The 20,966-nt window shown below is 63.4% G+C and carries 23 protein-coding genes and 1 tRNA gene; 7 read left to right on the top strand and 17 right to left on the bottom strand.

The genetic code is table 11. The features are described 5' to 3' along the window. Positions 1-69: 69 nt before the first annotated feature. On the top strand, positions 70-567 hold the full coding sequence (locus ABB28_RS00780) for a YciE/YciF ferroxidase family protein (RefSeq protein WP_057506796.1): 498 nt from the start codon (positions 70-72) through the stop codon (positions 565-567). A 65-nt stretch (positions 568-632) separates the two neighbouring features. Here the strand turns inward: ABB28_RS00780 and ABB28_RS00775 are convergent, their stop codons facing one another. Then, positions 633-1,199 carry a hypothetical protein gene (locus tag ABB28_RS00775; protein WP_057506795.1) on the bottom strand — a complete coding sequence of 189 codons (567 nt, stop codon included), beginning with the start codon at positions 1,197-1,199 and terminating at the stop codon, positions 633-635. 181 nt (positions 1,200-1,380) lie between these two features. Between ABB28_RS00775 and ABB28_RS00770 the strand changes: the two genes are divergently transcribed. Further along, positions 1,381-1,977, top strand: coding sequence for a hypothetical protein (locus tag ABB28_RS00770; protein WP_057506794.1), 597 nt, complete (start codon positions 1,381-1,383; stop codon positions 1,975-1,977). On the opposite strand, the gene ABB28_RS00765 is transcribed toward ABB28_RS00770, so the two are convergent. The 4 genes from ABB28_RS00765 to ABB28_RS00750 form a co-directional block, all read right to left on the bottom strand. Then, on the bottom strand, positions 1,967-2,227 hold the full coding sequence (locus tag ABB28_RS00765) for a hypothetical protein (RefSeq protein ID WP_057506793.1): 261 nt from the start codon (positions 2,225-2,227) through the stop codon (positions 1,967-1,969). The two genes, ABB28_RS00770 and ABB28_RS00765, sit on opposite strands and share 11 nt — an antisense overlap. A 61-nt stretch (positions 2,228-2,288) precedes the next feature. After that, entirely contained in the window at positions 2,289-2,765 is a 477-nt protein-coding gene (locus ABB28_RS00760) for a hypothetical protein (protein WP_152983338.1), read from the bottom strand. A gap of 81 nt (positions 2,766-2,846) precedes the next feature. Beyond that, a complete protein-coding gene (locus ABB28_RS00755) occupies positions 2,847-3,260 on the bottom strand; it encodes a hypothetical protein (RefSeq protein WP_152983337.1) in 414 nt (137 codons plus the stop codon). A 370-nt stretch (positions 3,261-3,630) separates the two neighbouring features. Further along, the gene (locus ABB28_RS00750) at positions 3,631-3,966 is read right to left on the bottom strand and encodes a hypothetical protein (protein WP_152983336.1); all 336 of its coding nucleotides are present in this window, start codon (positions 3,964-3,966) and stop codon (positions 3,631-3,633) included. Between the two features lie 191 nt (positions 3,967-4,157). Between ABB28_RS00750 and ABB28_RS00745 the strand changes: the two genes are divergently transcribed. Continuing rightward, on the top strand, positions 4,158-4,523 hold the full coding sequence (locus ABB28_RS00745) for a hypothetical protein (protein WP_161809838.1): 366 nt from the start codon (positions 4,158-4,160) through the stop codon (positions 4,521-4,523). Positions 4,524-4,545: 22 nt separating this feature from the next. Here ABB28_RS00745 and ABB28_RS00740 read toward each other — a convergent pair whose 3' ends face one another. Further along, positions 4,546-5,790: an MFS transporter gene (locus tag ABB28_RS00740; protein WP_057506788.1), complete on the bottom strand. Its 1,245-nt coding sequence runs from the start codon at positions 5,788-5,790 to the stop codon at positions 4,546-4,548. Between the two features lie 104 nt (positions 5,791-5,894). On the opposite strand from ABB28_RS00740, the gene ABB28_RS00735 reads away from it, so the two are divergent. Next, entirely contained in the window at positions 5,895-6,860 is a 966-nt protein-coding gene (locus tag ABB28_RS00735) for an AraC family transcriptional regulator (protein ID WP_057506787.1), read from the top strand. Between the two features lie 35 nt (positions 6,861-6,895). Here ABB28_RS00735 and cho read toward each other — a convergent pair whose 3' ends face one another. The 8 genes from cho to ABB28_RS00695 form a co-directional block, all read right to left on the bottom strand. Then, the gene (gene cho, locus ABB28_RS00730; RefSeq protein WP_083491849.1) at positions 6,896-7,756 is read right to left on the bottom strand and encodes an excinuclease Cho; all 861 of its coding nucleotides are present in this window, start codon (positions 7,754-7,756) and stop codon (positions 6,896-6,898) included. Between the two features lie 118 nt (positions 7,757-7,874). Next, entirely contained in the window at positions 7,875-8,192 is a 318-nt protein-coding gene (locus ABB28_RS00725) for a hypothetical protein (protein ID WP_057506785.1), read from the bottom strand. Between the two features lie 642 nt (positions 8,193-8,834). After that, entirely contained in the window at positions 8,835-9,986 is a 1,152-nt protein-coding gene (locus tag ABB28_RS17595) for a helix-turn-helix domain-containing protein (protein ID WP_083491848.1), read from the bottom strand. After that, the gene (locus tag ABB28_RS17865) at positions 9,973-10,677 is read right to left on the bottom strand and encodes a hypothetical protein (protein WP_152983335.1); all 705 of its coding nucleotides are present in this window, start codon (positions 10,675-10,677) and stop codon (positions 9,973-9,975) included. Before ABB28_RS17865 ends, ABB28_RS17595 begins: the two co-directional genes overlap by 14 nt. A gap of 509 nt (positions 10,678-11,186) precedes the next feature. Beyond that, positions 11,187-11,891: a DarT1-associated NADAR antitoxin family protein gene (locus ABB28_RS00710; protein ID WP_057506782.1), complete on the bottom strand. Its 705-nt coding sequence runs from the start codon at positions 11,889-11,891 to the stop codon at positions 11,187-11,189. A gap of 13 nt (positions 11,892-11,904) precedes the next feature. Then, complete coding sequence (locus tag ABB28_RS00705; protein WP_057506781.1) at positions 11,905-12,546, bottom strand: DarT ssDNA thymidine ADP-ribosyltransferase family protein; 642 nt, start codon at positions 12,544-12,546, stop codon at positions 11,905-11,907. A 156-nt stretch (positions 12,547-12,702) separates the two neighbouring features. Beyond that, positions 12,703-12,792, bottom strand: a tRNA-Ser gene (locus ABB28_RS00700). A gap of 150 nt (positions 12,793-12,942) precedes the next feature. Next, on the bottom strand, positions 12,943-13,935 hold the full coding sequence (locus ABB28_RS00695; RefSeq protein WP_042612553.1) for a LysR substrate-binding domain-containing protein: 993 nt from the start codon (positions 13,933-13,935) through the stop codon (positions 12,943-12,945). Between the two features lie 124 nt (positions 13,936-14,059). Between ABB28_RS00695 and ABB28_RS00690 the strand changes: the two genes are divergently transcribed. Beyond that, positions 14,060-14,638 carry an FMN-dependent NADH-azoreductase gene (locus tag ABB28_RS00690; RefSeq protein WP_057506780.1) on the top strand — a complete coding sequence of 193 codons (579 nt, stop codon included), beginning with the start codon at positions 14,060-14,062 and terminating at the stop codon, positions 14,636-14,638. Between the two features lie 330 nt (positions 14,639-14,968). Here ABB28_RS00690 and serS read toward each other — a convergent pair whose 3' ends face one another. After that, positions 14,969-16,249 (bottom strand): serine--tRNA ligase, encoded by a 1,281-nt coding sequence (serS, locus tag ABB28_RS00685; RefSeq protein ID WP_057506779.1) that lies wholly within the window; start codon positions 16,247-16,249, stop codon positions 14,969-14,971. Between the two features lie 115 nt (positions 16,250-16,364). Between serS and ABB28_RS00680 the strand changes: the two genes are divergently transcribed. Next, positions 16,365-17,009 carry an energy transducer TonB gene (locus ABB28_RS00680; protein ID WP_057506778.1) on the top strand — a complete coding sequence of 215 codons (645 nt, stop codon included), beginning with the start codon at positions 16,365-16,367 and terminating at the stop codon, positions 17,007-17,009. 143 nt (positions 17,010-17,152) lie between these two features. Beyond that, positions 17,153-17,722: an energy transducer TonB gene (locus tag ABB28_RS00675; protein WP_057506777.1), complete on the top strand. Its 570-nt coding sequence runs from the start codon at positions 17,153-17,155 to the stop codon at positions 17,720-17,722. Positions 17,723-18,353: 631 nt separating this feature from the next. Here ABB28_RS00675 and aroA read toward each other — a convergent pair. Together aroA and pheA are read right to left on the bottom strand one after the other, a co-directional pair. Continuing rightward, a complete protein-coding gene (gene aroA, locus ABB28_RS00670) occupies positions 18,354-19,667 on the bottom strand; it encodes a 3-phosphoshikimate 1-carboxyvinyltransferase (RefSeq protein ID WP_057506776.1) in 1,314 nt (437 codons plus the stop codon). 79 nt (positions 19,668-19,746) lie between these two features. After that, complete coding sequence (pheA, locus tag ABB28_RS00665) at positions 19,747-20,943, bottom strand: prephenate dehydratase (RefSeq protein ID WP_057506775.1); 1,197 nt, start codon at positions 20,941-20,943, stop codon at positions 19,747-19,749. Positions 20,944-20,966 lie beyond the last annotated feature (23 nt).

The following is a 20,966-nucleotide window of genomic DNA, read 5'->3' as shown; positions in this document are numbered from 1 at the left end:
TCACCCACCCGCCCCTTCGCTTGAACACCTGCAGGCCTACCTTCGCCTCTCCTCAGCGGAGTCGCCGACATGCCGATCAAAACCCTCGAAGATCTTTTCATCCACGAACTTTCCGACATCTACAGTGCGGAAAAGCAGATGAGCAAGGCGCTGCCGCGGTTGTCGCGCGCATCGACCAATCCCGACCTGGCGGCCGCGTTCGACACCCACCTTGAGGAAACCCAGGGCCAGATCGAACGGATCGACAAGGTCGTGGAAGTGCTGGGCATCCGCCTGAAGCGCATCAAGTGCGCGGCGATGGAAGGCCTGGTGGAAGAAGGCAAGGAAGTCATTGAATCAGTGGAAAAGGGGCCGGTGCGCGATGCCGCGCTGATTGGCGGAGCGCAGAAGGTGGAGCATTACGAGATTGCCTCGTACGGCACGATCGCGGCGCTGGCCAAGGAGCTGGGCTACAAGGATGCCCTGCCCTTGCTGCTGGAGACGCTGGCCGAAGAAAAGGCCACCGATGAGAAACTGACCTTGCTGGCGAAGGCCGGGCAGAAAGCGAAGGCGGTCGAGCCGGCGTAAAGCCGATGGCGGTCAGGGGATGGCCTTTCATTGGCCGGGCCACACCCCTGACCACTCGAGCCTGACTACTCCAGGCGCAGCAGCATCCGTGCTTTTGCGCTTTCGACGGTCAGCACGGAGACGTCGCTGATACATGGGCCCGCTTCCGGGCCCGTTGCTGAGGTAATCGTGTAGACAGCCACCGCGTCGCCCAGGATCGTGCCGAGCAGTGAGGCCACATCCGGGTGTTTGGGAACCCCGAGAACCAGCACCTCCGGGTAGTGCGCCATCAGGCCGCGCGTGGAAATGCACCCGCCGCGAAGCTCGAATGAGAGCATCTCATACTGTCCCGTCTGATCCAGATCCATCGCGACGTTTGTTGCGGTGAGGCTTGGGCTTATGACGATGTCCGGGCCACTACCTTCGGCCTCCTTGCCATCTTCGATCCCCGCTGTGCGCCTCAAGCGGCCTGCGCCTTCGACCGCGGCGGAAGCGAACTGTTCAATCTTGTTCCAGAGGGCGGCTTCGTCGGCGCGGGAAGCTTTGCTTGAAGCCGTAGGGACAGGCAGATGCGGGGATGCGGCGCGCAGTTGAAATGGCGCGCACACGAGCATGCCCAGTGCGGCGGCAGCGTAAAGCGTGGACTTCGTCATTCCATATCCTCCGACCCCTTTGCGAGGAGTATGCACTCGCACTCGCCCGGACAGACCGTCGCCTGCCAGCGACGCGTGCCATCGTGAGCCGCGTCACGGAAGGCTGGTCGTCTGGTTGCTAGCCTGCACATATTGTGCTGCCCACGCCCTTTGATCATCTGACGGAATACAGAGACCCCTCATGAAACGGACGCTTCTCGGATGCTTCTTCTTGTTGAGCCTTTCGACTTACGCGCATGCGCAGGCGGTGGATCAGCAATCCGAGCTGGATGAGGAGATGCAGGTTCTAGTCAGAAGTTACGTCACTCAGCATCCTGAGGTATCCATCGACGACGCGATAACCCGGCTGACGATCCAGACCGAGATCCTGCACGTGATGGAAAGCCTCCGACAAGAGTTCGCTGGCAGATTGACGGAGATATCCATCCAGCCAGTGCCGGATCAACACATCCTGGTTGAACTGACAGGCTCAGCGCCTGTCGCCAACCGGACTGTCAGTACCAGGAGCGGGAACACGAAAGTGGTGTTTGAGACGGGCCACAGGCATACCAACGAAGCGTTCTACGCCATTGTCGATAAGCACAGGGAACTGCTCTACCGCACCATTCCAGGAATTACTGGCTCGATGGGTCAGCCAGGCGAAGATCGCCTTGTCATTCACATCGAGGGAAACGAACAACAAGCGGAGGCGCTGCAGGCTTCGATCAGCGAGCTTGAGGGTGTGCTGGGCCTTTCGATTTCCCTGCGGCCGAACATGGCCAGATCGATCAACTTATAGCCATCGCCTGCAGCCACTGCGCTGCAAAAACCCCAGCGTAGAGCACCATCAATATGCCGCTCGCGGCCAGTCGACGACGGTCCAGGCCAATGGCGGTCACCAGGCAGATCACGGTTGCGCCTGCGCCGAACCAAAGCACGTGTGCCTCCGAATGCACCCCGCCCACTGGCGGCGCACCGGCGAGCACCCACGCCATGAAGACCGCGGACAGAAGTGACGCTCTCGCTGCAATGTCCCAGAAGAGCTTCATGGAAGGCCCTTCGCGCTTCCCGCGCTTTCAGTCAGCAGATGATCGGTTACCCCGCCACGGCTCACTGGTGACCTCGCGAAGCACGTAGCGGCGTCAACCAGCCCTGCTCTGCCGAAACGCGCTGCACGTCCGCCATGTACAACAACTGCTCAAGCGCGTCCTCGTCAACATCCTGCTCGTGGAATGCCTTGAACCACGCCGTCACCGAGTCGGCGGGCCGGCGCATCCATACCTGCTTGGCGCCGGCACGAAACAGCAGGGTCCTGCAGCCGGGGCCGATCTCCACGCCATCCAGATCGCGCCACAGTATGCGGGTCTCGCCGAATGGCGAACGACGGGTCAGCGAATCGCCGGTGACGATGATCGTTGCGCCCAGTGAGCGGAGCGCGGCAAGTGCGGAGAACACCGCGATCGCGGCGCCGAACCAGAGCACAAAGCCCTTGGCGACGGTGATTACCAGAAGGGTCGCCACGAGGGCGGTGCCGAGGCCGACGATGACGTGCGGGGTTTCGGTGAACGTATAGGCGGATCTGCGCATGTGCATCCTGCTCATGGGGGTATAGATCGGGCGTGCCCGCGTGCTGCCGGCTGTGGGCGATTGTAGCGTTACCGGCGCGACTCAAAGCACGCCGCGCAAGGCATCGCGCGCCGCCCTGACCCTGTCGCGCCCGTCGCCGAGCAAGGCGTCGATCAGGCTCTCGCTGGATATCCCCTCCTCCACCGAGGTGTGAATGTCGCGGTGCGCGATGTGGACGATTTCCAGCACCTCGGCAAGGGCGCGCAACTGGCGGTCCACCAGCCTGAGATCGCAGCGCCAGGCGTCGGCGGCGGCGCGGGGATCCGGGTTGGAGCCGTCGCCGGCCGAGCGCCGGCACGGCGGCGGTACGGCCACCACGGGGCGATAGGCGTGCCGCGAACTCTCGTGGGCCTGCAGGATGCCTTCCAGCTTCTGGACGAAGCGCGGGGGGAGCGTGTGGACGGATTCGCCAATGAGCGCGTACAGGCGCACGCGGGCTCTGAATTCTGCGGACAAGGGTGACCTCGCATGGCATGGCCACCGGCGCCGGGGCGCGGGGTGGCGGACGGTGCGGGTTGGCATACCGGCGTCATACCAAGCGGGTTTAACCGGCGGATCATGCGATCCCCCGCACCGTCCGCCAAAAGGATGGCACGAGGGCGCATGCTCCGCCGTACCCGAAGGCGACAACGGAGATGCTTGGTTAATGACGTTCGGGATGCCAATCCCGGCTGGCCCTACGGGTCAGCACGGACATCGTGTGCTGGTGTGGCGGGCGTGTACATGAGGAAAGTTGCGGATTTGGCGCGGCGGCAGGGGTGTTACCGGACGTTGCCGATGCTCAATCACCGACGCGGAGGCTGCGTGTTCTGTCTGGGCAGCCGAATCAGCTGGGGGGTGTTGCGTGTTGGGGTTCCAGCCGCGTGCCCCTGCCGCGCAGCACTACGTTGTCCTGGATCCACTGCAGCTTTATCGCCACTTTGCGGCGCAGGGCGCGCTCGTGGCGCAGGGCCCATAGTTCGCAGCCTTTGCGGCCGGCATCGAAGGACGTGCAGCGGCGCATGACCAGCGGGCTATGGAGACCATCGTCCCGGTGCAGCCGGGCCAGCCACGCGCCGTCGATGCGCTGGTGCATGCTGGCGACGATCTCGCCGTGGAGGAAGAGGCCGGTGGGGAGCGTGTCGAGATGGCAGCGCGGCTTCCAGTGGAAGTCGTCTGGCATGGGGGTAAGGGTTTGGTGGGGGGCGTCCATGGGGCTGGAGGATAGGTTGGGCTGGTCTCAGGGATGGAGACAGAAATCGGTGCATCGACATGTGCTGGCGGCGCTGCTGCTCCCAGAATCCTGGCGCCCGTGCTGGTCATACCCCGTCCACGGCGCCAGTGGCATGCTGCGCGTTCGTGCGGAGACCAACGATGCGGATGACGGGTAACTTGCTTGCAGCAAGTGCGGTGACGCTGAAGGTCGGCGTGGTGTTCTGGGTGCTGGTGGCCTGGCGGACGCCGGGCGGCGAGCCGTGGGACGCGCCCGCGTTCTGGACGGTCGTCTATCCCATCGCACTGGTCATTGCGACGGTCCTGGGTGCCTGTTTTCCCCGGCACGCGTGGCTGTGCGGACTGTTGCTCATGCTGCTGCAGGTGCCGGTGGTGGCGGTGATGTCGGGCGTCGACCCGTTGTTGCTGGCCGGACTGGTATACGCCCTGGTGTTGGCGGTGCCTGCCATGGCGATCGCGGCGGCGGCAGGTGCGCTGCGCCGCCGCCTCCGATCGGCCAGTGTCTAGCGCCGGTACCGCCGGCTGTTGGCTAGAGGTGGAGCGTCGGACCTGCTGAGAGCGGCCGCGACCCCACCCTGACCCGCAACCCGATGAGCAGGCTGGCGAGGAGCATCACGGCGGCGGCAACGCTGAGCACGGCTACGATGCCCCCCAGCCCGAACACCAGGCCGCCCAGCGCCGCACCCGCCGCGATGGAAGATTGCACCGCGGCGACGACCATTCCGCCGGCACTCTCGGCCTGGTCGGGCACCGCACGCGCGACCCAGCTCGACCAGGCAACGGGCACGCCACCGAAGGCCAGGCCCCAGAGCGCGACAAGGATCGACAACCCGCCCACGCCCACCGGCAACAGAAGCATGCCCAGCGCCGCTAAGCCAACCAAGGCCGGCATGACCACCAGCGTGACTTTCAGACTGCGCTCCATGAGCCAGCCGGCCAAGAGCGTGCCGACAAAGTTCGCCACACCGAACCCGAGCAGAATCAGCGCCAGGCCATCGGCGCTCATCTGCCCCAGGCTTTCCAACGTGGGACGGATATAGGTAAACAGCGCGTACTGACCGGTGTGCGCCAGAACGCAGCCGAGCATGCCGACCGCGATGCCGGGCCGGCGCAGAAGCCCCACCACCGACTCTGGAACTGCCGACCTGCGCGGGGCCATCCGGGGCAGCGTGAACCACTGGAATGCAAAGGTGAGCCCACCTACCGCCGTCGCCGCCCAGAATGCGCTGCGCCAGCCCCACAGTCCACCCAGGTAGCTGCCCAACGGTACGGATACCACCGTTCCGACCGCAATCCCGCTGAAGATGATCGAGAGCGCGCGCGGCACACGCTGTGGCGGCACCAACCGCATGGCCACAGCCGCTGCCATGCTCCAGAAACCGCCCAGCGCGACGCCCAGAAGGACGCGCATCACCAGCAGGACGCCCATGCTGGAAGACAGCGCCACTAACGCGTTGGAGAGGATCATCAGCAGCGTGAAACTCAACAACACCACGCGTCGGTCGATGGAACGGGTCAGCCGGGGCACCAGCAGCCCAGCGAACAGGGCCACCACGGCAGTGACCGTCACCGCCTGACCTGCCAAGGCCTCGGACACGCCCAGATCCGCCGCCATCGGCGTCAACAGGCTGGCAGGCAGATACTCGGCCGTGAGCAGCCCAAAGACCCCCATGGCCAGCGAGAAAACGGCCACCCAGGCCGATGAAGACGGCGCCTCGGTATTCCATTCCACAGCGTCAGGCGCGCCTGCGACATCAACTACGTCATTACTCATCAAAGATCCCAGTGCAATCGTGCAGCCGAGAGTCTAGGGAGCGAGATCAGGATGATCTATGATCGTCCGACCTGAATTTTTGATCGAAACCCCTGGCCGCCCCGATGAACGACGCTGCGCCCCACTCCACCGATCTGATCAGCCAGCTGCTGACCGGGATGCGGATACAAGGTGTCCATTACCGGCGCATCCAGACCGGGCCGACCTTCGGGCTGGGATTTCCCTCGAAGCCGGGGCACGCCTACTTCCACTACGTGGCGGTGGGCAACGCGTTGCTTCGTGGTGCGGACGGCAGCCAGCACCTTTTGTCCGCCGGCGATGTCGTGCTTGTTCCCCGCGGAGACGGCCACGCGCTGTTGTCGGGAGAGGACCAGTCCATCCAGTATCTGGAGACGCTGGACGCCGCCCCTCTGGGTGATGCGGTGAGCGGGATCGACACGTGCCCGAGCACGCATGCCGTGCCAAGCGCCGTGCTCTTCCACGGATGCATGGCGTTCGATCTCGGCGGCATGCAAGGGCTGAGCAAATTGATGCCGAGCGTGATGCTGGCCGATGGCAATGCCGCTCAGTTTCCCGGGCTGCTGCCGATGATCGATGCGATGAAGCGCGAGGTCTGCTCCGGACGTATTGGCTTTGCTGGAATACTCGCCCGTCTGGCGGACGCAGTAGCCGCGATGATCGTGCGTGACTGGGTGGAGCGTGGGTGCGAAGGCGCATCCGGACTGGTCATGGCGATGCGCGACCCGCGCCTATCGCTCTCGTTGCTGGCCCTGCACCAAGACCCCGGGCGCGATTGGACTGTCGAGGCCTTGGCTGCAGAATCGAACATCTCACGGTCTGTGTTTGCAGACCGTTTCCAGGCCGTCATTGGCACCGCGCCGCTGCGTTACGTGACTGAACTGCGCATGCAATTGGCAAGTCAATGGCTGACCCAGCAAAGCCTGCCGATCGAAGTGGTGGCAGAGCGTCTGGGTTACGCGTCGCAGGCCGCTTTCAGCCGCGCCTACAAGCGCGTGATGGGGGATTCGCCTGGCGCGACGCGGCGAGGGCGCGGGTTGGCGGCCTTGTAGGGTGGCCACCGGCGTTGGGGCGCGGGTGGAAAGCTTCAGGAAAGCAGATGGACAACCGCGGTGCCACGGTCCAGCGCATAGCGGAGAATCTTGTACGAATCGCGGTCGAAGTGCCCGGAATCTGCCTTGATACGCCGCGCTTTGGCCAGCGTCGGCGCACTGCCGTGGTAGGCCCAGTTGTCGACAACATGAAACTGGGTCATGTCCTCGCCGACCTCTTCGATAGCGATGCGTCCACCGTAAGGCCACGCGGTGACCTCCAGATGCGCAAGCGCAGCACGCAGGCGCAGCTCATGCTCGGCGGGGGTCTCCTTTCCGCAGCAAGCGCCAAGGCACTGGCGCAGCATGGAACGGAAACACGGGCGCCCCTTGGGCAGGCGCTCCAGGCCCAGCAGTGAATAGCACAACGCCTGATCATCGGCGACGCGTCGCAGTGATTCCAACGCGGATCGTTCGCTGGAATACAGGCCATAGAGCATCGGAGCGCTGGCGAGCTCATAGTCGGCCGAGTTGACCACCGAAACCTCGCCACGATAAAGGCGCAGGCTGAACTGCCGAGGGAGTTTGCGCAGCAGCCGGTTGTAGAGCGGCATCTGGCGCTTGACGAGCTGCGCCTCCAGCAGCCGGGCACCCAGGTCGCCCGCCGTTCGTACGCAGCTGATGTTTCGGCTTTGCCGCAGGAGCGAGGCTTCTTCACGCGTGCGCAGGTGATCCATCACACGGGTACGAACATTGATGCTCTTGCCGATATACAGAGGCAAGCCGCCTTCGACGCCGTGAAATGTATACACCCCTGGCAGGCGGGGTAACGCTGCGGCTAGCTCCCGCAGGTGCTCGGGATACTGGTACTCAGATGCGTGGCTTGATCGACGTGCTTGAGCGGCAGATGAAGGCATGAGCTCAAGGTTACCAGCGACATTCAAACTGCCAGCTGTATCGGCGTGTGCGGAGAAATGGCGAGCCTGGGTGGTGACCGTAGACGCGTCGGCGCGAAGCCTTCCGCATTGTTGTCGGTCATGCGCCGAGGCTGTTGAACCAATCGGCGTAGGGTGTGTTGCTGACCATGCGCCGGTTGAGGTCGGGGGAGCGGTCGGTCCACCACACGGGGCCTCGTTCGCCCAGGCCGACCTTGGCTGTGTTTACTGCCTGCCGTGCAGCGGCCAGGGCCTCCTCGTCCGATGAGGCCTTGGCTGCTTTGACGGCCCGGCGTGCATCCATCAGCGCGTGGACCAGCTGGTCTCTGCGTTGCTCATCCAGGTGAGGATTGGTGGCTCGCCATAGTCGCCCTCGGACGATGAGGTAACGGCCGTCCGGGGTCATCAAGGTTTCCATTTGTGGGCGCCTGTAACGTCGATGATGCCAAGAGTGGGTCTAAGGCGTAGTCGGACGCACGTGAATCGAGCCATGCGAAAACTTACGTTATGAATCTCAATGATCAACACGCTTGAGCTCCTTGGCGAACTCGTTGCGTGCCCACTACACCTGCGAGCAATGCACGAAACCTACGCCGTAGGTACCCCGTCTGAGCTCGACCTGCCCAAAGAGACCTGACAGTGGCAGGCGAGAGAATGAAAGCGAAGGTTGAGCAAACTGCGCCTCTGAAAGCGATGGCGCTCCTGCTTTCCGAGAAGAGGGTTAGCCGGCATCTGTTGTCCCCCCGACTAGTTCACTGGGGTGCAGTTAAGTGAGAACGCGATCTCGGCGGTAGTGGACGCATGGGCTCTGGCCACGTCAACGTTAATGGCTTCCGATCACGTTTAAAGATTGGGCCGCAGAGACGACTGACTTCCCCGATGACCTATCCAAGGCAGCGCCTGAACATCGTATCCGCGATAAGACAGAAACTGCCTACAAACGCGGAACGACACTCGAGAAGCGCCGTGCAATGGTTCACGAATTGGCGACCTCCTGCGGCTACTCCATCCAAAGTTGACAGATACATTTTGACTGTGCGCTCGGTCCCCGCCCAAATCTCTAGCTAGGCGAACCTTTACGGCGGAACTCAAGTACGTTATCTGCCGTTCTAACAGGCGCACTAAGAGATCCAGGCTCCAGTCCAGCAAACGTTTCAAGGAAAACACGCGGAAGACGGGTCCTCATGAAAGCGTCCTGGAAAGGAAGAATTCGCTCCTCAGCGAGGAACTGAGCGGCTCTTTCGAGCAGCACAGGACGCTCACGATGCAGCTCATCATCGAGCGGCTCTTTCCTGCGCCAGTTGCGACGACTCAGGTTCTGATAAAACCTCCCAATCTGATCTTTCGAGAGAATTCCTAACTTCTCCAAACGCATGACCATCGCCTGCAGCGAGACTTTCCATCTCCTCTTCAGGGTCAACAAGTAATCCAGATCTACTCGCACCGCCTCCGGCACAAAGCCCTCTTCCGGGAGTAGAAACGCGCCCGCGAAATAATGGGCCTGCAACTCCATAAGATCGTGGCGCTGTTTATCGTCCACATCTTCGGCGGTAAGGTGCCTGTGCAGGACCAAGTGCCCTAGTTCATGGGCCACGTCAAAACGCGTCCGGACGGCCGGAGAGCCGTGCTTTACGAGCACCACCGGGCCATCCTCATACCAAGCGGATACGCCATCCATGTCATCGCTTAAGGCTACCGAGCCAACGATCACCCCGTGATTCTCCAAAAGGAGAATCAGTTTATCAATGGGGCCATGACCCAGATTGAAGTGACGGCGCAGCTCTCTCGCCGCGTTCTCGACATCGTCCCAAGACAGCGCTTCGGGATCTTTATCGTTCAGAGACGGAAGATTAACAGCGGGCATCTGCAGCAGCTCTTTAAATCTGACTACCACCTCATGCGCCCACTCGAGACTGCTATCTGCACGGTCTTTTTGGAACTCAGGAGTTTTCTTGAGCGAGCGATAATTGATAGCAGATAGCGCCATCCCCACACCGTCGGGAAGCGGCTGATAAAAATACTCAACCGGAACCCCTAAAGCGATTGCAACCTGGTCGAGACGATCCGCACCGAGAGCCTTGCCCTTCTCTGCCGCAGAAATCATCTGCCGAGACACTTCCACTCGGTCAGCGAGCTCCGTCGCGGTCAAGTTAGCAGCAAGCCTTGCTTGCCTCAGCCTATCGCCTACAAATACGAAATCAGCGCGCGTCACGAGCCCGCTCCGCTTCTGCGGTCACTTGTTTGACAACAAAGGACATCTTCTCAGCAACAGCTTCCACATCTACGCCGACCGATGCAGCCAATGGGAGCGTCCAAGGAATCAACGGATAGCCTTGCGATCTATCTGGGATCGCCAAGAAGGCTGAGAGAGGTGCGTACTCGCCGCCATGAAGGAGGTGTGCGTAGATCGTGCCGATAGCCGAGTCTAACGGGGCATGAGCGGTCTGGAAAAGATCATCGCATCGCGCAGCCAATTCACCGCGATTCACAGCCTTACGCGCAAAAGTGCGATCCGCATCGCGCCCAGTAAAATGGGTGGTTACGCAAACGCCTTTAGCATGAAATCGAACGTGGTGATGATTCAACGCGGCATTTGAGGCCACCTCCGTGTGGAACGTTCCCCGACGCTTCGCGGCCGCCTCTATACCGTACTGCACGCATGGGTCCACCAAATAGCCGTGAAGGCCCTTTCCAGGCCAAAAGTTCGACAAAACAGGCGAGCTCGCGATGATCGCCACTACGTGCCCGTAGCCGGCGCTCAACCCTTCGGAGAGGGTCGCCAAATGGTCAGAGTCGAGCTTATGTGAGAGAGCGCTGCGAGTGTCCATGGCCTGCCTATGCCAAGTGAGTTGCAACCATTGTGGTGCAAACACGTGTATTTGTAAACCAAAAAAGGAAAACATCTTCGACTTGTAAATCTTGGGGGAGGTTGCTCCAGATCCGCTCGCTAGGCAGCGGCCCCCACCGAACTAAGACGATGATTGGCGAGGAAATCGCCCTGCAGGGGCTCTGTCAAGGATGCAAACCGGACACTATGCAGATCAGCTAGTTGCTGCTTCATGCTGTGACACTTCATATGCCCGGTAGGGTCATAGCGGTCTGCTATCTGCATCACCGTCAGCGAACATGGCTGACGGCCGCGACGACCAGCGATCGGGTAATGCGGATTGAGCGCCAGCAGTCGCGTCTGAGGGAACCACCTCATCCATCGCGCGGAGGAGCTCGCGGACCATTTGCTTGCGCTGACCCAAACGTCCACCATCAACGAACGTTAGCTGTATCGAGCGTACTTAAGCGCGCGTCTGATGGTTCTAAAACTTGCCGGCCAGCGGCCCGCACTACCGCCTGATCTTGCGCAGGATTTTTCAGGCTATTTCTAAGTATAAACCCGCGGCAACCGCCCCCCGACCAATCAGAGTTTGAAGCCGCCTTGCACTGTATCGTCTTGTCGGGCGTTGCTAATTGCGGCTGCACCCACAATGCGGAGGAATGCTTCCTTAGAAGACGTGGCCTCCTTGAGCAGTTGGCGCTTGTGCAGGGAGAGGTAGAGCGCGACCGAGTACGCTTGGCAGTTGATCGAACGCTCCGGGTTGAACTCAATATCGCTGAAGGCCGAATAATCCATAAGCTGCTCGGTCACGCCAGGCTGCTTCTTCAACGCATTGATGTAAAGCCAATCGTAGAACGCGGTTTGCGGCTCTAGACCCCAATCGGTACCAAAAAATCGAAAGCCAGTCAGTCGGCCCGACGAGCGGAGCCGGACGTCCTTCTTCGCCTCGCGCGAGGTAATCCCGAAGATATCGACAAAGGGGCCGCCACGCTCGAACACCTTGCTACCCTGGTATGCGCACTCCACGCTGAACGTGCGGTTGTGCTTGAGTGTGGTGAACGTGAGATTGAACGCGCTGAGGGCTACGCCAAGCTCTTCACGAGACTTGCTAGACACCTCCAGCACCCTGTTGATCCCCGATAGCTTAAGTGAAGCAGCATGGAGCGAATCGACTGACTTTTGCTTCTGTGATGTAGCCATGCCGGGGAACCACTGAAAATCCACGTACTTGGTCCTGACTAGCGCAGGCCCTTCAGTGGAAGGAATAAATAGCGGTCTTTCTGCCATAACTCAGCAGGGCTTAATTGCCCCATATCCTCACATACTTCCGATTCGCAAACATCCCCTTGTTATTTGCATGGATGTAGGTTTTTCGCCCCCCTACATGAGGCAGATAAGCATCGCGGGCTGCCGACGTTTCAAAGATAACTCCTGCAATATAGCTCGGTTCGATGACATCGAAGACTAGTACCTCAGCCTGCACATCAGTTGGGTCGTAGGGCTTGAGCTTCTGCTCCTCACGTGTGCCCAGACCCTCGATTACCTCATACATCCCCTGAAAGGCTTGAGGAGTCATCAGGTTTGCAAGGGGCTGTCCACTGATGCGCCCGTCTGCGGCGTTGTGACGGCAGAACGCGCAGTTTTTTGCCCACAAAATTGAAGGGTTAAGAACGAGTATCGACCAATCTACAGCCGCATCGGCGATGCGATACTTGTAAAGCATCTGGCAGTTCGGGAAGCCGATTGAGACGGAAGTGCTGTTGCGATGACCGTCGAATCGGTATTGATCATTGATGGCTGGTGCAACCCCAACCTCATGAGCACGCCCGATAGGGTACAACCCATGGGCCATGATGGTTGGCAGGTTCACCGCGCGGGTGAAATGCAGCAAATAAGGAGCTTGAATCGCTAGCGCGTGTGCGTGAATCGCCTGCCTTGGCATACTACCCTCCTTCGCTAGTGCGGTCGCTATTGTGATTACACGGTGCTTATAGTGCCCATTTTTCCCAGGTAAAAGAAAGCGCAGGTTAGCGGGGCTTGCCCGTCACCTTTACAAGCCGCTCGGTGTAGCTTGACTACCCCAACCGCTTGTTCCATCTGGCGGAGAGAGTGGGATTCGAACCCACGGAAGGTTTGACCCTTCGCCGGTTTTCAAGACCGGTGCCTTAAACCGCTCGGCCATCTCTCCGATGTGCTGCAGTCCCGGAGGCGGTCCGGGGAGGCGTATTCTCGCATGCGTCGGGGGCGTTTGCCCATGGTCCTGCGCCTGCCAGCACACCGGGCGGTAACGGGTTACGCCGAGCGTGGCTCGGCGCTACCAGCGCGGCCGGCGTGCAGGTCAGCCGGCGTCTACGGCCAACGCGCCCAGCGCTGTCGCTTTGATCTTCTCTTTGGCTCGTTCGCAGGCGCCACCGCAATCCAGGCGCGAAGCTTCCAGCTGCGGCGGCAGGTGCTCGGCCAGGAAGTCGATGAACACGCGCACGGCCGGCAGCAGGCCGCGGCGCGAGGCGAACACGGCATGGCAGATCCCCTGCGGCAGGGACCAATCCGGCAGCACCACTTCCAGCTCGCCCTTGCGTACGGCATCGGCGCAGACGGTTTCCGGCAGCATGGTGATGCCGAAGCCGTCCTTGACCATGCTCTGCAGCAGCGGGAAATCGAAGCCGGCCACGCGCGGCTGCAGGTCTACCCGGCGCACCGCGCCTTCCGGGCCGTGCAGCTCCCAGCGCTGGCGGGCTTCGTCTTCGCTGATGCTCAGGGTGACGTGGTTGGTCAGTTCGTCCGGGTCCTTGGGGCGGCCGGCACGGTCCAGGTACTTCGGGCTGGCCACCAGCAGTTCCTGCACCTGGCCGAAGCTGCGCATCACCAAGCTGCCGTCGTCATCCAGCCGCGAACGCACGCGCAGGGCGACGTCGTAGCCTTCGTTGATGATGTCCACGCGGCGATTGCTGATGTTCAACTGCAGCCGCACCTTGGGGTACTGCTCCAGGAACTTCGGCAGCAGTTTGGGCAGCTGCATCTGCGCCAGCGATACCGGCACGCTGGCACGCACCAGCCCGCGCGGTTCCGCGCTGAGGCGGTCTACCACTTCGCGGGCAGCCTGGGCTTCGGCCAACATGGTCTGCGCGTGTCGGTGTACGCTGGTACCGACGTCGGTGACCGCGAAACGGCGCGTGGAGCGCTGCAGCAGGCGGACGCCAAGATCGGTCTCCAGCTGGCTGATGCGACGGCTCAGGCGGGACTTGGGGATGCCCAGCGCGCGTTCGGCTGCGGCAAAACCGCCGTGGTCCACGACCATGGCGAAGTAATAGAGATCGTTGAGGTCTTGCATGCTGCAGTTCCATATCTAGAACAATACGTGGCATTCAACCATCTTTATCCCAGATTGGCAACAACCTATCGTTTGTCCCGTCGGCAGCACGGCTGCCCACCCCCACAAACATCAGGTGACTGCCATGAAGCTTCTTCACATCGACGCCAGCGCGCTCGGCGACAACTCGGTCTCCCGCCAGCTGTCGGCGGCCGTGGTCGCCCGTTTCAAGGATTCGGTCGATTCCCTCGACGTGTCCTACCGTGATCTGGATGCCAACCCGATCCCCCACCTGCGCGGCAGCTCGCTGGCCGGCGCGGATGCGGCCGAGGTCGCGGATGCTGAAAACGTCATGGCGCAGTTTCTGGCGGCGGATGTCGTGGTCATCGGTGCGCCGATGTACAACTTCAGCATTCCGTCCACGCTGAAGTCCTGGATCGACCGCGTGGCCGTGGCCGGCAAGACCTTCAAGTACACCGAAGCGGGCCCGGTAGGCCTGGCTGGTGGCAAGCGGGTGATCATCGCCAGCAGCCGCGGCGGCATCTATACCGGTTCGCCGGCGGACTTCCAGGAGCCCTTCCTGCGCCAGGTGTTCGCCTTCATGGGCATCACTGAGGTGGAGTTCGTGCGTGCCGAAGGCATCGCGTATTCGCCGAAGCACCGCGAAGAGGCCATTGCGGCCGCGCTGGCGAGCCTGCCGGAAGCGGAATTTGCCGAGGCCTGAGTAAAGCGTTCAAGACGGTTGCTGGCGGCTCGTCGTCGGCCGGTAACCGTGGGCTGGAAGATCCCCTCCCCCATTCCAGCCCGACCGGCGGCCCTGCTTTTGCGGGGCCGTTTTTTTGTCCCGCGCGATGGGTGGGTAGCGCCGAGCCGTGCTCGGCGAGCGAAGCGGCAGGGGCAGAGGCGTGACGACTGACAGTCGTCACCCACCGGGTGCGGTCGTCGCTCACCGGGTGCGGTCGTCGCCCACCGGGGTGCGGTCGTCGCCCACCAAGGCACGAGCTGACGGCCAGCGGCCGTCACTACCAGGCCGGCGGCCGTCACTAGCGGTGTTTCAGCCGATGGTTTCCAGGCCGCCCATGTACGGGCGCAGGACGTCCGGCACGGTAATGCTGCCGTCTTCGTTCTGGTAGTTCTCCATCACCGCGATCATCGCGCGGCCGACCGCTACGCCGGAGCCGTTGAGGGTGTGCAGCAGCTCGGGCTTGCCGGTGGTGGGGTTGCGCCAGCGGGCCTGCATGCGGCGGGCCTGGAAGTCACCGGTGTTGGAACACGAGCTGATCTCGCGGTAGGTGTCCTGCGAGGGCAGCCACACTTCCAGGTCGTAGGTCTTCACTGCGGAGAAGCCCATGTCGCCGGTGCACAGCAGCACCTTGCGGTACGGCAGGCCCAGCTTTTCCAGCACCACTTCGGCGCAGCGGGTCATGCGCTGGTGCTCGGCATCGCTGTCTTCCGGGCGGCAGGCGGTGACCAGTTCCACTTTCTCGAACTGGTGCTGGCGGATCATGCCGCGCACGTCGCGGCCACCGCTGCCGGCTTCGGAACGGAAGCACAGCGAGTGGGCGGTCATGCGCAGCGGCAGGCGCTCGGCATCGACGATTTCATCGCGAACGATGTTGGTCAGCGAGATTTCCGAGGTCGAGATCAGGTAACGCTTCTGCTCACCCAGGTGGGTGATGAACATGTCCTCTTCGAACTTCGGCAGCTGGCCGGTGCCGTACAGGCTGTCGGCGTTGACGATCACCGGCACGTTGGTTTCCTGGTAGTCGTGCTCGCCGCTGTGCAGGTCGAGCATGAACTGGGCCAGGGCGCGGTGCAGGCGCGCGATCGGGCCGCGCAGCACGGTGAAGCGCGAGCCGGACAGCTTGGCCGCGGTCTCACCGTCCAGCCACTTGTTGCGGGCGCCCAGTTCTACGTGGTCGAGCACCTTGAAATCGAACTGGCGCGGGGTGCCCCAGCGCGACTGCTCGACGTTCTCACTTTCGTCAGCGCCGGCCGGCACGTCCTCGGCCGGAAGGTTCGGGATCATCATCGCGACCGCGTCGATCTTCTCGCGCAGTTCGTCCAAGGTGACTTCCGATGCCTTCAGTTCGTCGGCGAAGGCAGCCACTTCGGCCATGATCGCGGCCACGTCTTCGCCCTTGGCCTTGGCCTGGCCGATCGCCTTGGAGCGGCTGTTGCGCAGGCTCTGCAGTTCCTGGGTGCGCACCTGGATGCGCTTGCGGTCTGCTTCCAGCGACTCCAGCGCGGACACGTCCAGCTCGAAGCCGCGACTGGAGCGCAGGCGTTCGGCAAGGTCGGCGGGCTGGTTGCGGAGCAGGGCTGGATCGAGCATGGCGGCTGTCGGTGGTTGTGGTTCAGGAACCAGATTATCGCCTGTTATGCGGATTTCTGCCGGACGGTTCATCGCGGCTGTGCCAGAATCGCCCGGTCCCGTATTGGTTTGCGTCATGCCTGCTACCCGCACCTCGTCCGGCAAGTCCATCACCCTGCATATTCCCCGCAATGCGTTGAAGATCGCCGGCATCGCGTTCGCGGTGGGGCTGTTGCTGTTCGTGGTGGTGTGGTTGAGCACCCGCGACAAGGGCTTCTTCCAGGCCGACCCGGCCGCCAAGGCGCCGCAGGAAGTGGCCGAGATCGAGCCGCTGCCCGAGCCACTGGCCGCCGCGGCCGGTTCCAGCGACATGCCCGACGCGCGCCCTGCCCCGCCGCCGGAAGAAACCCCGACCCTGGTGGAAACCACGCCGGCGCCTGCGCCGATGGTCGAAGGCGTGCCGGCCCCCGGTACCGCGCCGACCACCGCCGGTCCGGTGGCCAATGACCGCCCGATGCCGATCGCCGGCCAGTCGCCGCCGCCGACCTACCCGCCGGCCGCGCTGCGCCGTGGCGAGTCCGGTTCGGTGGTGCTGCGCGTGGAAGTGGATGCCACCGGCCGTCCGTATGGCGTGGCGCTGGTACAGCGCAGTGGTTCGCGCGATCTGGACCGTGCGGCCACCGAAGCCGTTCGCCGCTGGAAGTTCACTCCGGCGATGAGCAATGGCCAGGCTGTGCCGGGCACCATTGAAGTGCCGTTTGATTTCACCCCGGGCCGTTGATCACACACGGTCTGCATCACTGAACGGTCCCTGCACCCGAACCTGAACTCCATGCACCGCGTTGACGCGATGGTTACACCCGCGCCATGCGTTAGCGGCAAGACTTTGGGCGTCGTCGGAAACGACAGTGCAGGAGAACCAACATGAGTGCGACCCATGCTCCGGAAATGCCGGCCTCGCCGCATCATCAGGCCGATGCTGATCTTGTCCACGAACGCCGCCGCCCGTCCCCTTTGCTTTGGATAGCGCTGATCGTGGCGATGTTTGCCGCCGCGCTGTTGTGGCTGCGGACGTCCAACACTGAAGTGGCCCCTGCGCCGATTGGTGAGCGGATGCTGCCGGCTACCGGCACGCCGGTTGCCAATGCGCCGGCCACCACGCCGCGTGCGACCCCCGCCCCGAGCCAGCAGCGCGCGGCCCCGGCGGTGCGTAACCGCGAGGCGCGTCCGCTGACCAGCAATACCAAGCCGTCGTATCCGCCGAGCGCGCTGCGCAATGGCGTGCAGGGCAGCGTGGTGGCCAGCCTGAAGGTGGCCCCGAGCGGCAGCGTGACCGAGGCGAGCATCGTCTCGCGCACCGGTCAGCGCGACCGCGAGCTGGACCGTGCGGTGCTGACTACGGTGCGCAACTGGAAGTTCGAGCCGGCCATGCAGAACGGCCGCGCGATTGCCAGCGTGGTCAACGTGCCGGTGGATTTCCGTACCGAGCGTTGAGTGCGGTTGGGGTGTGAGATGAAGATGCCGGCCTGATTGGGCCGGCATTTTTTTGTGCGTGTGGCGAGGCGACCCTTGGTAGCGCCGAGCCGTGCTCGGCGAGCGCAGCGGTAAGGAAGCAACAGCGTGACGACCAACGGTCGTCACCCACCAGAGCAGGAGCATGACGGCCAGCGGCCGTCACTACCGGGGCTCAGGCGGCCGTCAGGCGGGTAGCGCCGAGCCGTGCTCGGCGAGCGCAGCGGTAGTGAAGCAACAGCGTGACGACCAACGGTCGTCACCCACCAGGGCAAGAGCATGACGGCCAGCGGCCGTCACTACCGGGGCTCAGGCGGCCGTCAGGCGGGTAGCGCCGAGCCGTGCTCGGCGAGCGCAGCGGTAATGAAGCAACAGCGTGACGACCAACGGTCGTCACCCACCAGGGCAAGAGCATGACGGCCAGCGGCCGTCACTACCGGGGCTCAGGCGGCCGTCAGGCTGGTAGCGCCGAGCCGTGCTCGGCGAGCGCAGCGGTAATGGAGCAACAGCGTGATGACCAACGGTCGTCACCCACCAAAGCAGGAGCGTGACGACCAACGGTCGTCACCCACCAGGGCAAGAGCATGACGGCCAGCGGCCGTCACTACCGGGCTCAGGCGGCGGTCAGGCCGAAGCCGGCGCCGCCGGCGAGGCTGTCGAAGCCGGGGAACGAGGTGGCGACGTTGGCCACGTCGTTGATCCGCACTTCGCCCTCGGTCAACTGGCCGGCAATGGCGAAGGCCATGGCGATGCGGTGATCACCGTGGCTTTCGATGGTGCCGCTGCCCAGCACGGCACCGCCGTGGATGGTGGCGCCGTCTTCGGTTTCGTCCACCTGCACGCCCAGCGTGCGCAGGCCGGTGGCCATCGCGGCCAGGCGGTCGGATTCCTTGACCCGCAGTTCGGCCGCGCCGGTTACCACGGTCTGGCCTTCGGCCGCCGCGGCCGCCACGAACAGCGCGGGGAACTCGTCGATCATGTCGGGCACCAGCGCTTCGGGAATCTGCGCGCCCTTCAACGGGGCATAGCGCACCACCAGGTCCGCCACCGGCTCACCGCCTTGCTCGGCCGGGTTTTCTTCGGTGATGTCCGCGCCCATCAGCCGCAGCGCGTGCAGCAGGCCGGTGCGTCGCGGGTTCAGGCCAACCTGCTGCAGCCGCAGTTCGGAACCGGGAATGATGCTGGCCGCCACCAGGAAGAACGCGGCCGAAGAGAAGTCTGCCGGCACCACGATATCGGTGGCGCGCAGGCGCTGGCCGCCGCGCAGGCGGGCCTTGCCGGGCGAGTACGTGATCTCCACGCCGAAGGCGGCGAGCATGCGTTCGGTGTAGTCACGCGTCGGGTGCGGTTCCACCACGGAGGTCTCGCCTTCGGCGTACAGCCCGGCCAGCAGCACCGCGGATTTGACCTGCGCGCTGGCCACCGGCGAGGCGAAATCGATGCCCTTCAGCGCCTGGCCACCGTGCACGTGCAGCGGCGGGGTGCCATCGTCCTGGGTATCGATGCGCGCGCCCATCTGCGCCAGCGGCCCGGTGACCCGGCGCATCGGGCGGCGCGACAGCGACTCATCGCCGACCAGCACGCTGTCGAAGGCCTGCCCGGCCAGCACGCCGGCAATCAGGCGCATGCCGGTACCGGCGTTGCCGCAGTCCAGTTCGCCATCCGGTGCCTGCAGGCCGTCGATGCCCACGCCGTGCACCACGCGCCGTGACGGCGACGGGGTTTCCATGCGCGCGCCCATCTGGCTGAAGATGCGCGCGGTGGCGCGGGTGTCTTCGCCTTCCAGGAAGCCGTCGATGGTGGAGGTGCCGTCGGCCAGCGCGGCAAACATCACCGCGCGATGGGAAACCGATTTGTCGCCGGGAATGACCAGGCTGCCCTGCAGGGGCTGGCCCTTGCGGGCGATCCAGTGTTGCGCGTTGCTCATCGTCTGTTGCTTCCGTCAGCGCCGCGGTGCGGCGAGGGATCTGGGCGCGGGAGCGCGTGGGCACTCCCGCGGAACTTACTCAGGGCACGGCCACCGGATAGGAGCCGAGCACCTTGATCTGGGCCGCATGCCCTTCCAGTTCGGCCAGCGCGGCCTGCATCGGCGCATCGTCGATATGGCCGGACAGGTCGATGAAGAAGCCGTATTCCCACTTGCCGTGGTGCGAGGGCCGCGATTCGATGCGGTTCATGCTGATGCCATGGCGGGCGAACGGGCTGAGCACATCGAACAGCGCGCCGGGCTTGTCATGGATCAGCACCAGCACCGAGGTGCGGTCATGGCCGGAACTGGGGAACAGGCTGCGGCCGATCACCAGGAAGCGGGTGGTGTTGTCGGCATCGTTCTGGATCGGCTTGGTGACCACCTTCTTCAGGTTGTACACGTGGCCGGCGTTCTCACCGCCGATCGCCGCTGCGTCGTCGGCATTGCGGGCGCGCCGCGCGCCTTCGGCATTGCTGGACACGGGGATCTTCTCGGCCTTGGGCAGGTTGGCGCGCAGCCAGGCCGAGGTCTGCATGAACGACTGCGGATGCGCGTAGATGCGCTCGATGTCTTCCAGGTGGCCACTGCGCGACATGATGTACTGCTGCACGCGCAGCTCTGCTTCGCCGCAGATTTTCAGGTTGGAGGTCAGGAACATGTCCAGGGTGATCTGGATGGTGCCCTGCCCCGAGTTTTCCACCGGCACCACGCCGAAATCGGCGTTGCCCGCTTCCACTTCCTGGAACACTTCTTCGATGCTGGCCATCGGCAGGCCCAGCGCCGAACGGCCGAAGTGCTTGAGCACGGCCTGCTGGCTGAAGGTGCCTTCCGGGCCGAGGTAACCGATCTTCAGCGGCTCCTGCTGGGCCAGGCAGGCGGACATGATTTCGCGGTAGACATGCACCAGCAGTTCATCGCTGAGCGGGCCTTCGTTGCGGTCCACCACCATGCGCAGCACCTGGGCTTCGCGTTCGGGGCGGTAGTAATCCACGGCGGCGGCCAGCTTGCCCTTGGCCTTGCCGACCTGGTGGGCGAAGCGCGCGCGCTCGGCGATCAGTGACTGGATGTCGCGGTCGATCTGGTCGATCTTGCCGCGCACATCGGCCAATACCGGCGGTGCACTGGCGGGGGTTTCGGGCTTGGCGGGCTTGCTGGCCCGGGCCTTCGGCGAGGCCTTCTTCGGTGCTGCAGCGGGGGCCTTGGGGCTGGCCGGCTTGGCAGGTTTGCGTGCCATCGGTGTTCCTTGGTACAGGGCGC

The sequence above is a fragment of the Stenotrophomonas chelatiphaga genome (assembly GCF_001431535.1).
GTDB lineage: Bacteria > Pseudomonadota > Gammaproteobacteria > Xanthomonadales > Xanthomonadaceae > Stenotrophomonas > Stenotrophomonas chelatiphaga.
This window is presented reverse-complemented; position numbering and strand designations above follow the sequence as displayed.